Origin of the sequence: Corticibacter populi, from assembly GCF_004217315.1 — a bacterium.
GTDB classification, from domain to species: domain Bacteria; phylum Pseudomonadota; class Gammaproteobacteria; order Burkholderiales; family Burkholderiaceae_C; genus Lampropedia; species Lampropedia populi.
Map to the genome: position 1 here is coordinate 170,012 of NZ_SGWR01000002.1, position 13,697 is coordinate 183,708.

Genomic DNA, 13,697 nt, shown 5'->3' on the forward strand with positions numbered 1-13,697 from the left:
ATCGATCACCGTGCCTGTGCCTCCCAAGCCGCCCTGGCGGCCCAATGCCTCTCAGCGGTGCAGCTCCCCGCTGCGCTCGGGCTGGAACAGCACTTCCAGCACCCGCACGGTCATGGTCCTGCCACCCGGGGCAGGCCAGTTGATCTCATCGCCGACCGACAGCCCCAGCAGGGCGCTGCCGATGGGCGCGAAGACCGAGACGCGGTCATCGAAGCCCTGCTGGTCGCGCGGATACACCAGCGTCAGTGCAAACTCCTTGCCCGTCTCGACGATCAGGAAGCGCACGGTGGAATTCATCGTGACCACGGTGGGCGGGATCTGCTCGGGCGCCAGGATCTCGGCGCGATCGATTTCGCCTTCCAGGATATCCTTGCCCGCGAACTCGCTGGATGTCATGTTCGCCAGCAAACCCTCGATGCGTTCCACATCGAGGGAGGACAGAATCAGTGGTGGTTTGCTCATGGCTTTTTCTCTGGCAACCCGCTTGGCATGCGGCGATGTGCGGGGCATGGGTTCTCACGGTGCCGGCAACTGGCGCCCGGCGGTCGGGGCCGCCGCATGGGCTCTGCCCCGACCGTACGTATTCGTACTGTATCCCATAACCCGCAGGCCTCCGGCCATGTAACGACCGTTCTTTGAGCAACCCGTTACCGCATTACCGCATTACCGCAATCGTGCGCCTGCTCACGGAAAAAGCGCGGCAGGCTCAGGCTTGCGCATGGCGCTGGCGAAACTGCAGCGGCGAAAGCCCCGTCCAGCGCGTGAAGGCACGCGTGAAACTCTTGGCGTTGTCGAAGCCGACCATGCCGGCAATTTTCTTGACCGGATGGCGCGTGCGCACCAGCAACTGGCGGGCCCGCTCGCTGCGCACCTCGTCCTTGATGGCCTGCAGGCTAGTGCCGTCTTCCTGCAGGAAGCGGTGCAGGCTGCGCACCGACACATGCAACTGCTGAGCGAGGGCCTGGGCGGTCTGGGCCGCAGCGGCGTCGGACTGCTGCAGCAGCTGCCGCACGCGTTGCTGCATCAGCCGGTCGCGCCGGTAGGGTTTGATCATCACCAGCAGCGCGCGCTGCAGCATCTGGCTGAGCGCCGCATCGCTGCGCCGCACCGGCATGCCCAGGTAGGCGGCCTCGAAGCGCATCGCGGCGCGCGGCGCGCCGTAGCGGATCGGCCCCGGAAACATGCCCTGCAGCTGCTGCGCATAAGGCGGTGCGGCAAAGGGCAGCTCGATCGACCGCAGCGGCAACTGTGAATCAAGCAGCCAGCAACTGATGCCGTGCACATTGCGCAGCAAGGACACCAGGCAGAACGCGCGCCAAGGCGCTTGCGGCGCCAGCGCCGCCTCGTCGATGGCGATGCTGGCCACGCCGCCCTGCTGCTGCAATTGCAGCCGGACATCGCGGGTGAGCAGGCCATGGTGGCGGCACCAGCGCGCCAGCGCCACGCGCAAATCGGGCGCCGAGATGGACGCGCGCAGCAGCATGCCATAGCTGCCCCAGCGCAGTGGCTGCCCGAACCAGCCCAGCGCCTCGTCATCGAGCTCGCGCATCGCCAGGGCCGAGAGACGCTCCATCTGCCGGGCGGTCACGCAGCCCTCTCCGTCGGCAAGTTCGGCTGGCGTGATCTGTGCCTCGGCCAATGCCGCCGCAGCCTGCATGCCGCGGCGCGCATAGGCCTGCACGATGGCCTCGATGAAGGCCACCGGTGTGGCACGAACCGGCTCGGCAGGGCCACGGCCGCATGGCTGGGGACGGGAGGATTGGATCATGGAGGGCTGAAAACGAAGGGCGCGCAGGAGGGACTGACCGCCAGCGTCGGCCTTGAATGTGAATTCTGGCATCTTTTGCGACTTTCTTGTCGCATCCTGGGCGCGACCTGGACACAAGCCGGGCGTGGCCTGGCAGTAAGATCGCGGCAAAAGCAGGCGCGCCGCGTGGCGCCCCAATCGTGCGCCCCGCGCACCATGGAGAGAACCTGCACCCGGAGCCTGACTCAAGGAGACAAACCGCCATGACCGATCCAGCGTCGACCGCCCCGTCCTCCGCCAGCCATGACCAAGGCGCCACCAACCCGCCCCTGCTGGAGCAGACGATCGGCGACTTCTTCGATGCGATGGTGGCCCGCCAGCCCGATCGCCCCGCCCTCGTCAGCCGCCACCAGGGCCTGCGCTACAGCTACCGCGAGTTGCAGGCGCAAGTGGACCGCCTGGCCAGCGCCCTCCTCGGCACGGGCCTCAGGCCCGGCGAGCGCATCGGGATCTGGTCGCACAACAACGCCGAATGGGTGCTGATGCAGCTGGCCACGGCCAAGATCGGACTGATCCTGGTCAACATCAACCCGGCCTATCGCACCTCCGAGGCCGAATACGCGCTGAACAAGGTAGGCTGCCGGGCGCTGGTGACCATGCCCGGCTTCAAGACCAGCGACTACCTGGCGATGCTGCGCGAGCTGGCTCCTGAACTGGCCGACTCGCAGCCAGGCGAAACGGGCCGCCTGGCCGCGCGCCGCCTGCCGCTGCTGCGCCAGGTGTACTGGATTGACGTGGCCGGCCTGGGCCCGGAGCAGGCCGGCATGCAACGCTTCTCGCAGCTGCTCGCCAGCGGCGCGGCGGACGACCCGCGCGTAGCCGAAATGCAGCATGGCCTCGCCAGCACCGACCCGATCAACATCCAGTTCACCAGCGGCACCACGGGTTTTCCAAAGGGCGCGACGCTGACGCACCGCAACATCCTCAACAACGGCTTCTTCATCGGCGAATGCATGAAGCTCACACCTGAGGATCGGCTGTGCATCCCGGTGCCGCTCTACCACTGCTTCGGCATGGTGCTGGGCAACCTCGCCTGCCTCACGCACGGCAGCGCCATCGTCTACCCCAATGACGGCTTCGACGCCCTGGCCACGCTCGAGGCCGTGCAGGCCGAGCGCTGCACCGGCCTGCACGGCGTGCCCACCATGTTCATCGCCGAGCTGGACCACCCGCGCTTTGCCGAATTCGATCTTTCCACGCTGCGCACCGGCATCATGGCCGGTACCGCCTGCCCGATCGAGGTGATGCGCCGGGTGGTCAAGGACATGCACCTCTCGCAGATCACCATCGCCTATGGCATGACGGAGACCAGCCCGGTGAGCTGCCAGAGCGACACCGAAACGCCGCTGGAGCGGCGCGTGACCACCGTCGGCAAGGTGCAGCCGCACCTGGAGATCAAGATCATCGACGCGGACACGGGCGAGACCGTGCCACGCGGCCAGACGGGCGAATTCTGCACGCGCGGCTACTCGGTGATGCACGGCTATTGGGGTGACGAGGAAAAGACCCGCGAGGCCATCGACGCCGAAGGCTGGATGCACACCGGCGACCTGGCGACGATGGATGACCAGGGCTATGTCAACATCGTCGGCCGCATCAAGGACATGGTGATCCGCGGTGGCGAGAACATCTACCCGCGCGAGATCGAAGAATTCCTGTACCGCCACCCCGGCGTCCAGGATGTACAGGTCGTCGGCGTGCCCGACGAGAAATACGGCGAGGAGCTGTGCGCCTGGATCATCGCCAAGCCCGGCGCCGAGCTGGCCGAAGCGGACGTGCGCGCCTTCTGCAAGGGCCAGATCGCCCATTACAAAGTGCCGCGCTACATCCGCTTCGTCGAGGCCTTCCCGATGACGGTGACCGGCAAGATCCAGAAGTTCGCCATCCGCGACGAGATGAAGCAGTTGCTGGGCCTGAAGACATCGCCCACCGCATGATGCTGCGCCCCTTCACGCCCCGGACGGCAGGCGCCACGCCTGCCGCCACCCTGCCATCAGGCCGGAGGATCGCTGCGGCTGGCAGCAGGCGCCTCCCCGGCGGCGGCGGGCGCCTCGACCCCGGGCTGCAATACGGACGCCTCCGGATCGGGCGCTGCAATGCCATCGGCGGTATCGGCAGGTCCGGCAGGTCCGGGGACTTCCGCGCCATCAGCAACTGCGGGCGCCGGCGCGGACACACTACTGGCGCTGGCGGCACGCGCCGCCTCCAGCGCGTCTTCCAGGCTTTGCACATTGGCCTGCGAGGCACGCAAGCGCTGGCTGGCAGAGACCTCCCACAGATCCAGCTCGGTCACCAGGTTGCGCAGCGAATCGTCATTGATCAGGTGGCGTCGGCGCAGCACGTATATCTCGTCACGCTCGGCCTGCAGCGCCTTGAGCCGCAACTGCAGCTCCAGCACCTGCTCGCGCCCGCGCTTGGCCCGGTCGCTGAGCTTGGCCACATCCGGATCGCCTGCCTCCTCCAGAATGGCCAGGCGGTTGCGGTAGTCCTGCGCCACCCGCCCTATGGCCGCCACGCGCAATGCCCGCTCGGAAGCGGTGCCCGCCTCGGTATCGACGGCCTGCAGCACCTGCAGCGCCGCATGGCATGCCGCCACGCGAGCATGGCGTTCCTCGCGCAGCGAGGGCGGCTCCTTGGGCTGCGGCAGGCCACGCAGCACTATCGGCAGACCGATGCTGGCAATCAGCAGGGTCGCCAGAATCACCCCGGCAGCCAGCAGCACCACCAGGTCGCGTGCCGGGAAACTGTGGCCGCTGGGCAGCAGCAACGGAATCGACAGAGCGCCGGCGAGCGTGACCGCGCCGCGGATGCCCGCCAGCGTCGAGACCAGCGTCAGGCGCCAGGAGGGCTTTTCCGTCATCACGCCCTTGTGGTGCACGGCCAGCAGCGAACCGTGCACGCCAAAAGCCAGCCACAGCCAGCGCAGGCCCAGCGCCACCGCGGTGATGGCCAGCACGATGCCAATCAATTGCCATTCGTTGTAGATGTTCAGGTGCATCGCCTCGCGCACCATCGACGGCAGCTGCAGGCCCAGCAGCAGGAAGATGGCGCCGTTGAAGGCCGACTCCACCATCATCCACGCGCCCACGGTCTGCATGCGCTCGGAGATGAAGTTGCTGCGGGTGAGGTCGCTGAAGTTGGTGGTCATGCCCGCGGCCACCGCCGCCAGGATGCCCGAGACGCTGGCGCGCTCGCCCAGGATGTAGGCGGCGAACGGCAGCAGCAGCAAAAGCAGCACCATCTGCGTGGCCACCACGTCGCCCAGGCGGCGCGTGACCACCATGCGCACGTAGCCGAAGACCCAGCCCAGGGCGCCGCCGACAGCCACGCCGCCCACGGCCATCCAGAGGAAATCCTTGCCGGCCTCGGTCCACGAGAAGGCGCCGGTCATCACGGCCGCCACCGCGAACTTCAAGGCCACCAGGCCGGATGCATCGTTGAGCAGCGATTCGCCCTCGAGGATGCGCATGGTCTTCTCCGGCATGCCCAGGTTGCGGGTGATGGCCGAGACGGCCACCGCATCGGTGGGCGAGAGCACCGCCGCCAACGCAAAAGCCACCGGCAACGGCATCGAGGGCACCAGCCAGTGCACGAAATAGCCCAGCCCCACCACGGTGAACAGCACCAGCCCGAGCGCCAGCATCAGGATCGGCCGGTACAGCGCAAAGAACTCGCGCTTGGGGATGCGCCAGCCGTCGGCGAACAGCAGGGGCGGGATGAACAGCAGCAGGAACAGCTCCGGATCGAAGCCGATGTGCAGGCCCGTCTGCGGCCAGGCCAGCGCCGCGCCCAGCGCGATCTGCAGCAGCGGCAGCGGAATGGCGGTGACATAGCGCGAGACCAGGCCCGATACCGCTCCGAACATCAGCACCAGCAAGACGATTTCAACGGTATGCATGGCTTGGCAGGGAAAGAATCCATCAAGATGAAACAACACCGGCTTGCCCGCAAGCCAGCGAGGAAGAAAACATGGCTATTTTGAACTCAAAAATCACCCCCCGCGCCGCCGACTTCCAGGCCAGCGCCCACGCCATGCGCGCGCTGGTCGATGACCTGAACCGCCAGTTCAGCACCATCGAACAAGGCGGCGGCGAAGCCGCGCGCGCCAGGCACCTGGCACGCGGCAAACTGCTGCCGCGCGACCGCGTGCAGGCGCTGCTCGATCCGGGCTCGCCATTCCTGGAGGTCGCCCCGCTGGCCGCCCTCCACATGTACGACGGCGCCGCACCCGGCGCCGGGCTGATCTGCGGCATCGGCCGCATCGAAGGCGTCGAGTGCATGGTGGTCTGCAACGACGCCACCGTCAAAGGCGGCACCTACTACCCGATGACGGTGAAAAAGCATTTGCGCGCGCAGGAGATCGCGCAGCAGAACCGCCTGCCCTGCGTGTACCTGGTCGACTCCGGCGGTGCCAACCTGCCCAACCAGGACGAGGTCTTCCCCGACCGCGACCACTTCGGCCGCATCTTCTACAACCAGGCCAACCTGAGCGCGCAAGGCATCGCGCAGATCGCCGTAGTGATGGGCAGTTGCACCGCCGGCGGTGCCTACGTGCCGGCGATGAGCGACGAGACCATCATCGTCAGGAACCAGGGCACCATCTTCCTGGGCGGCCCGCCGCTGGTCAAAGCCGCCACCGGCGAGGTCGTCAGCAGTGAAGACCTGGGCGGCGGCGACGTGCATACCCGCCTCTCGGGCGTCGCCGACTATCTGGCGCAAAACGACACGCATGCGCTGGCAATCGCGCGCGAGAAGGTCAAGAACCTGCAGTGGAGCAAACCCGCCCACCCCGCCGATGCCGCACCCAAGCCGCCGCGCTTTGCCGGCGAAGAGCTGTACGGCATCATCCCGACCGACACCCGCAAGCCTTTTGACGTGCGCGAGATCATCGCCCGCATCGTCGACGACAGCGATTTCGACGAGTTCAAGGCGCGCTTTGGCAGCACGCTGGTGACCGGCTTTGCCCGCATCGAAGGCATGCTGGTGGGCATCATCGCCAACAACGGCATCCTGTTCTCCGAGAGCGCGCAAAAGGGCGCCCACTTCATCGAGCTGTGCTGCCAGCGCAAGATTCCGCTGGTGTTCTTGCAGAACATCACCGGCTTCATGGTCGGGCGCAAGTACGAAAACGAAGGCATCGCCCGCCACGGCGCCAAGATGGTCACGGCGGTGGCGACGGCCAACGTGCCGAAGTTCACCGTCATCATCGGCGGCAGCTTCGGCGCCGGCAACTACGGCATGTGCGGGCGCGCCTACTCGCCGCGCTTCCTGTGGATGTGGCCCAACGCGCGCATCAGCGTGATGGGTGGCGAGCAGGCCGCCAGCGTGCTCGCCACCGTCAAGCGCGACGGCATCGAAGGCAAGGGCGGGCAATGGACCGCCGAAGAGGAGGAAGCCTTCAAGGCGCCGATTCGCGACCAGTACGAAGCGCAAGGCCATCCCTACTTCGCCTCGGCCCGCCTGTGGGACGACGGCGTGATCGACCCTGCCGACACCCGCCGGGTGCTGGCCCTGGGCCTGTCGGCCAGCCGCAACGCGCCCGTGCCGGACGTGCAGTTCGGCGTGTTCCGCATGTGAGAGGAGTGCCAGCATGTCCAGCCTGAACATCACACACGGCGGCTATGGCGGCCGCGTCGCCACCATCACCCTGGCCCGCGCCGACATGCGCAATGCCTTCAACGACGAAGTCATTGCCGAACTCACGGCCGCCTTCACCGGACTGGGCGCACGCAGCGATGTCCGCGCCATCGTGCTGGCAGCCGAGGGCAAGGCCTTCTGCGCCGGCGCCGACCTCAACTGGATGCGCAGCATGGCCGACTACACGCGCGAGGAGAACCTCGCCGACGCCGCCAGGCTGGCCGAGATGCTGCGCGTGATCCACACCTGCCCCAAACCCACGCTGGCACGCGTCCAGGGCGATGTGTACGCCGGAGGCATGGGCCTGGTGGCAGCCTGCGACATCGCCGTGACGGTGGAGTCAGCCGGCTTCTGCCTCAGCGAGGTCAGGCTCGGGCTGATTCCCGCCACCATCAGCCCTTATGTGATCCGCGCCATGGGCCCGCGCGCCGCGCACCGCTATTTCCTGACTGCCGAGCGCTTCAGCGCCGCCGAGGCGCTGCGCATCGGCTTCGTGCACGAGGTCGCCGCGGACGCCCAGGCGCTGGATGCCAAGGTGGCCGACATCGCCCAGGCACTGGCGCAGGCCAGCCCGGCAGCCGTCAAGGCCTGCAAGCGGCTGGTTCGGGACGTGGCCGGCCGCGACATCGACGCGGCACTGATCGCCAGCACCGTCGAAGGCATTGCCGACATCCGCGCCAGCGACGAAGGAAAGGAGGGTGTGCAGTCCTTCCTGCAGAAACGCCCGCCGCGCTGGCTGGAGTGATGCGCATGGAACGCGAGACAGCATTCCTGGAACCGGCTGGCCTTCTTTGCCGATACCGAGAAAACCCTTGCGCCGCCGGGCACACAGCGCGGCCTCAGCCCGAGGCAAGGGGCTGGCGGGGCCGCATGCCGCGCCCAAGCGGGCGTCGCCGGGACAAGCGCCACGGCCATTGGCAGATCACGCTTTCGGCCACCCGGCCCCGCATGCCACGCGCCAAAGCCAATAATCACGTCTTCCAGCACCCAAACGGAGCGCTCCATGGCCACTGAAGACACCTCGCCAACACGGCAATCCCTGACCGAGCGCGTCATCGACGGCTTGCACAGCGCCGGCCTCCACCTCGATGGCGCGGCCGTCCAGGGCACGGCCAGCGAACTCGGCGGCCACGTCGAGAAAGCCCTCGGCAGCATGGACATGACCAGCCTGCTGGCACTGGCGGCTGCGCTGGGCTGGGCCAGTGGACTGCGCCTGTACGCCGTGGTGTTTGCCATCGGCCTGGCCGGCTACCTCGAATGGCTCACCCTGCCCGGCGCATTGGGCGTCCTGCAAAGCCCGGTCGTGCTGTTCTTCAGCGGCATCATGCTGTTCGCCGAATTCTTCGCCGACAAGATCCCTGGCCTCGATTCGCTGTGGGACCTGCTGCAAAGCGTCATCCGCGTGCCCGCCGGCGCGGCGCTGGCCGCCTCGGTGTTCGGCGCCGACAACGCCTCGATGGCCATGGTCGCGGCGCTGATGGGCGGCACGCTGGCCGCCACCAGCCAGGCTGCCAAAACCACCACGCGCGCGGCCATCAACACCTCGCCCGAGCCGCTCTCCAACGTCGGCGCCAGCCTGGCCGAGGACGGCGCCAGCATCGGCGCGATCTGGCTGGCGCTGACCAACCCGCTCGTCTTCATCGTCGTGCTGGTGTTCGCCGTGCTCGGCATGTGGGCCATCACCTGGCTGATGTTCCGCTTCCTGCGCGCAGCCTGGCGGCGTTTCAGGCGCTTCTTCGGCACCGATCCCGCACCGCCCCATCCATCCCCTTGACAGACTCACACGATTGAACCCGCGCCCAAAAAGGAGACAACCATGTTCAGCAAAATCCTGATCGCGAACAGGGGCGAGATCGCCTGCCGCGTCGCCGCCACCGCCCACCGCCTGGGCATCCAGACTGTGGCCGTCTACTCCGATGCCGATGCCAAGGCCAAGCATGTGCAGGCCTGTGACGAGGCCGTGCATGTCGGCGGCAACAGCCCGAAGGAGAGCTACCTGCAGTGGCAGCGCATCATCGATGCCGCCAAGACCACCGGCGCGCAGGCCATCCACCCCGGCTACGGTTTCCTGAGCGAGAACGAGGAGTTCGCGCAGGCCTGCGCCGATGCCGGCCTGGTCTTCATCGGCCCGCCCGCCTCGGCCATCGCCGCCATGGGCCTCAAGGCCGAATCCAAGCGGCTGATGGAAAAAGCCAGTGTGCCGCTGGTACCCGGCTACCACGGCGCCGATCAGGACCCCGCACTGCTCAAGGGCGAAGCCGACCGCATCGGCTACCCGGTGCTGATCAAGGCCAGCGCCGGCGGTGGCGGCAAAGGCATGCGCATCGTCGAGCGAACCGAGGATTTCGATGCCGCGCTGCAATCGTGCCAGCGCGAGGCCATCAACAGCTTTGGCGACGACAACGTGCTGATCGAAAAATACGTGCAGCGCCCGCGCCATATCGAGATCCAGGTGTTTGGCGACACGCAGGGCAACGTGGTCTACCTCTTCGAGCGCGACTGCTCGGTGCAGCGCCGCCACCAGAAAGTGCTGGAAGAAGCGCCCGCGCCCGGCATGACGCCCGCGCTGCGCCAGCAGATGGGCGAGGCCGCCGTGGCCGCCGCCAAGGCCGTCGGCTATGTGGGGGCAGGCACCGTGGAGTTCATCGTCGAGCAGCCCGGCGGCTATGACCAGCCCGAGGCGATGCGCTTCTACTTCATGGAGATGAACACCCGCCTGCAGGTCGAACACCCGGTGACCGAGGCCATCACCGGCACAGACCTCGTCGAATGGCAATTGCGCGTCGCCGCCGGCGAGCCGCTGCCCAAGGCACAGGATGAACTGCAGATCCACGGCCACGCCATCGAGGCGCGCATCAACGCGGAGAACCCCGAGAACGACTTCCTGCCCGCCACCGGCCGGCTTGCCATCTACCGCAAACCGCCGGCCAGCAGCTTCAGCGTGGGCGAGGTGCGTGTCGATGACGGCGTGCGCGAGGGCGATGCCATCAGCCCCTACTACGACTCGATGATCGCCAAGCTCATCGTGCATGGCCAGACGCGCGAGCAGGCGCTGGCACGGCTGGACGAAGCGCTGTCGCAGATGCACATCGTCGACCTGCCCAACAACATCCAGTTCCTGCGCCGCGCGATCAGGACCGATTCCTTCGCGCAAGCCAGGCTGGATACGGCCCTCATCCCACGCGAGGCCGGGCAGCTGTTCGGCCAGCGTGCCTGGCCCATCGCCTACAGCGTGGCTGCTGCGGTGGCCAGCGCCCTGCAGCAGGAAGGCGCCGCACACGGCACGGATCCGTTCGACCCGCGCGACGGCTGGCGCGGCTGGGGCGTGGCCAAGCGCTTCTTCCTGTTTGCCAGGGACGAGCAAACGCTCAACGCCGTGCTCAGCTACTTGAACGACGGCACGCTGCAGTTGGACGTGCGGCCGCAGGGCGATCACCAAGGTGCGCCGCTGAGCGAGGGCATTCTGGGCTTCGTGCCGGTGCCTGGAAGCGACGCGATCGAGGTCGACTACGCCGGGCGCAGCGCCCGCGTCAACGTCTACCGCCACGGCGCTGCCGTGGAAATCTTCGCGCCGCGCGGACAGGATGCCATCACCTGGATCGACCCGCTCGCCCAGGGCGATGAGCCGGGCGAAGGCGGGCGCCTGACCGCGCCCATGCCCGGCAAGGTCGTCTCGTTTGCCGTGCAGGCCGGCGAGAAGGTCAGCAAGGGCCAGGCACTGGCGGTGATGGAGGCGATGAAGATGGAGCACACCATTGCCGCCCCGCGCGATGGTGTGGTGGCCGAACTGCTGTTCGCGCCTGGCGACCAGGTGATGGATGGAGCCGAACTGCTGACGCTCGCGGACGTCTAGCCCAGCCCAGCGCGACGAGACCAACTGCGCGCGCCAGCGGCAGCACGCTCAGCGTGCGGCGGCCGCCTCCAACTCCTCTTTGCACTGCAGGCAGTGGGTTGACTCGGGGCGGGCCTTGAGGCGCTCGAGATCGATGGGATTGCCGCAGCGCACGCACAGGCCATACACCCCCCGAGCCAGGCGATCGAGGGCGCGGCCGATGGAGTCGAGTTCCTGCCGGTCGCGCGCCACTTCGGCCTGCCGCACCTCCTTGGCCTCGGCCAATTGGGCGGTGTCCTCGGGCTCCTGCGCACCGTCGCGGCTGCTGGCCTCCAGTTCGTCCTCGGCGCTGTCGACCTCCTGCTGCAACTCGGCCTGGCGGGCCAGCAGGCGTTGTTTGAATATGGTCCAGTCGTGTTGGGATTGCGTGCTTTTTGTCATGACTCCATCCTGCTCTGGTACGGTAAAAAAGCCTTGATTCGGCTCAATGAAAAGTCCGTCAAGCAAGGCCGTCTGCGGGGGGCTCATGGCTGGCGTGACCACCAATTGAACATGATCCAGTTTTCCACGGTCTGGGTGTAGGGCGGCATTGGCGCCTGGAAGTCGAGCCGCCCGGCGTTGTAGACCACCCGGAAGGTATTGGCATACCACTGCGGGATGAGGATGTTCTCGGCGACGATGATGCGCTCGAGCGCCCGGCAAGCGGGCAGGAACGCCTCACGGCTTTCGGCATTGACCATGCGGCGGATCATGGCATCGACGGCCGGGCTCCTGATTCCGGTGAAATTGCTCGAATCGGGCGTATCGGCGGCCTGGCTGCCGAAGATCTCGGCGTACTCCTGGCCGGGATTGTGCGTGCCACGCATGTTCACGGTGGTGATGTCGAAATCGAAGCTCTGCCAGCGCTGCAGCAGCAGCGCGAAGTCCACCGCCCGAAAGCGCAGCTCGATGCCCAGCTTGTGCAGATTGCGCATCCACGGCGAGAGTGTGCGAATGCCGCCTTCGCTGCTGTCGAGGTACTCCAGCACGAAGGGCTGGCCCTTGTCGTTGCGCAGCACACCGCCCTGGATGTGCCAGCCAGCCTCGGCCAGCAGCTCGCGGGCCTCGCGCAGGTTCTCGCGCAAACCATCCTCGCGGTCGTCGGTGCGCGGCGGCGGCGCTACCGGGCCGAAAGCCTCGGGAGGGATGCTGCCGCGCCACGGCTCCAGCAGGGCCAGCTCGGCCGGGCCGGGCGTACCTTCCGCATGGCATTCGGTATTGCCGAAGATGCCCTGCACGCGCCGGTAGGAGCTGTAGAACAGGCGCTGGTTCATCCACTCGTAATCCATCGCCAGCGCCAGCGCGCGACGCACCCGCACGTCCTGCAGCAGCGGACGGCGGGTGTTGAGCACATAGCTCTGGAAACCGGTCGGGTTGAGGTGCTCGAACTCGGTCTTGACCAACTCGCCGCTGTCGAACTTGCGGCCGTGGACCCGGCGTGCCCAGTCGCCGGCGCTGAAGAACTGCATGGCATCGAACTCGCCGGCCTTGAGCGCCTCCAGCCTGGCGGTGTTGTCCTGGTAGATGCGGATGGTGATGCGCTCGAAGTTGTTGGCGCCGACATTGACGTTGAGGTCCCGGCCCCAGTAGTCGGGGTCGCGCACATAGGTGATGTCGCGCCCGAACACCACCGGACCGATGCGGTACGGGCCACTGCCGATGGGCGTGTCGGTGATAATCTCGTCAAAGGGCTTGGCCACGCCATCGACCACGCCCCAGTCGCGGCTGAAAATGGGCAGGCTGCCCACGGTGAGCGGCAGCTCGCGGTTGGGGCTGGCGAAATCGAAGCGGATGCGGCGCTCGCCCAGCACCACGGCCTGCTTCACGTCCGCCAGCATGGTGGCATAGGCCGGCGAGGCCTTGGCGCTGATGAGCGTGTCGAAACTGTGCTTGACATCCGCGGCCAGCACCGGCTGGCCATTGTGGAAGCGCGCCTCGGGCCGCAGCTCGAAGGTGGCCGAGAGCCGATCCGGCGCGACCTCGACGCCCTCGGCCAGCAGGCCATAGCCGGTCGCGGTTTCATCGAGCGAGCCCGTCAGCAGACTCTCGAAGATCACCGTCTGCAGGTAAGCCGGCGTCGAGCCGCGGATGGTAAAGGGGTTGTACTTGTCGAAGGTGGAGCTGCGCAGGTTGCTCACCAGCCGCAGCTCGCCGCCCTTGGGTGCGGCCGGATTGACGTAGTCGAAATGCGCAAAGCCTTCCGGGTACTTGGGCTCGCCCCACAGTGCATAGGCATACGCGCCCCAGGCCGGCAGCGCCGCCCAGGGAGCCGCCAGAGAGAGCGCCAGAAGGCAGGAAACGGTTTTGCGCATGCGACAATTCTGCCTGACTTGGCGCGCGGCCCGACGGGCTGCCGCACGAAACGCAATCACGACAATAGGA

General features: G+C 67.2%; 10 protein-coding genes. 5 read left to right on the plus strand and 5 right to left on the minus strand.

What is annotated here, in order from left to right:
- Positions 1–51: 51 nt before the first annotated feature.
- Together rnk and EV687_RS06970 are read right to left on the minus strand one after the other, a co-directional pair.
- Positions 52–462 (minus strand): nucleoside diphosphate kinase regulator, encoded by a 411-nt coding sequence (rnk, locus tag EV687_RS06965; protein WP_122230697.1) that lies wholly within the window; start codon positions 460–462, stop codon positions 52–54.
- Between the two features lie 244 nt (positions 463–706).
- On the minus strand, positions 707–1,768 hold the full coding sequence (locus tag EV687_RS06970; RefSeq protein ID WP_122230699.1) for an AraC family transcriptional regulator: 1,062 nt from the start codon (positions 1,766–1,768) through the stop codon (positions 707–709).
- Positions 1,769–2,010: 242 nt separating this feature from the next.
- Between EV687_RS06970 and EV687_RS06975 the strand changes: the two genes are divergently transcribed.
- Positions 2,011–3,744 (plus strand): AMP-binding protein, encoded by a 1,734-nt coding sequence (locus EV687_RS06975; protein WP_122230701.1) that lies wholly within the window; start codon positions 2,011–2,013, stop codon positions 3,742–3,744.
- A 56-nt stretch (positions 3,745–3,800) separates the two neighbouring features.
- Here the strand turns inward: EV687_RS06975 and EV687_RS06980 are convergent, their stop codons facing one another.
- The gene (locus tag EV687_RS06980; RefSeq protein ID WP_122230703.1) at positions 3,801–5,705 is read right to left on the minus strand and encodes a Na+/H+ antiporter; all 1,905 of its coding nucleotides are present in this window, start codon (positions 5,703–5,705) and stop codon (positions 3,801–3,803) included.
- A gap of 71 nt (positions 5,706–5,776) precedes the next feature.
- On the opposite strand from EV687_RS06980, the gene EV687_RS06985 reads away from it, so the two are divergent.
- The 4 genes from EV687_RS06985 (at position 5,777) to EV687_RS07000 (ending at position 11,297) form a co-directional block, all read left to right on the plus strand.
- Positions 5,777–7,384 carry a carboxyl transferase domain-containing protein gene (locus EV687_RS06985; protein WP_122230705.1) on the plus strand — a complete coding sequence of 536 codons (1,608 nt, stop codon included), beginning with the start codon at positions 5,777–5,779 and terminating at the stop codon, positions 7,382–7,384.
- Positions 7,385–7,397: 13 nt separating this feature from the next.
- On the plus strand, positions 7,398–8,189 hold the full coding sequence (locus EV687_RS06990) for an enoyl-CoA hydratase/isomerase family protein (RefSeq protein ID WP_122230707.1): 792 nt from the start codon (positions 7,398–7,400) through the stop codon (positions 8,187–8,189).
- A 258-nt stretch (positions 8,190–8,447) separates the two neighbouring features.
- Positions 8,448–9,218: a DUF4126 domain-containing protein gene (locus tag EV687_RS06995; RefSeq protein WP_122230709.1), complete on the plus strand. Its 771-nt coding sequence runs from the start codon at positions 8,448–8,450 to the stop codon at positions 9,216–9,218.
- A gap of 42 nt (positions 9,219–9,260) precedes the next feature.
- The gene (locus tag EV687_RS07000; protein ID WP_122230711.1) at positions 9,261–11,297 is read left to right on the plus strand and encodes an acetyl/propionyl/methylcrotonyl-CoA carboxylase subunit alpha; all 2,037 of its coding nucleotides are present in this window, start codon (positions 9,261–9,263) and stop codon (positions 11,295–11,297) included.
- A 48-nt stretch (positions 11,298–11,345) separates the two neighbouring features.
- Here EV687_RS07000 and EV687_RS07005 read toward each other — a convergent pair whose 3' ends face one another.
- Positions 11,346–11,717 (minus strand): TraR/DksA family transcriptional regulator, encoded by a 372-nt coding sequence (locus EV687_RS07005; RefSeq protein ID WP_162846644.1) that lies wholly within the window; start codon positions 11,715–11,717, stop codon positions 11,346–11,348.
- Positions 11,718–11,800: 83 nt separating this feature from the next.
- On the minus strand, positions 11,801–13,627 hold the full coding sequence (locus tag EV687_RS07010; protein ID WP_122230715.1) for an extracellular solute-binding protein: 1,827 nt from the start codon (positions 13,625–13,627) through the stop codon (positions 11,801–11,803).
- Between the last annotated feature and the right edge of the window lie 70 nt (positions 13,628–13,697).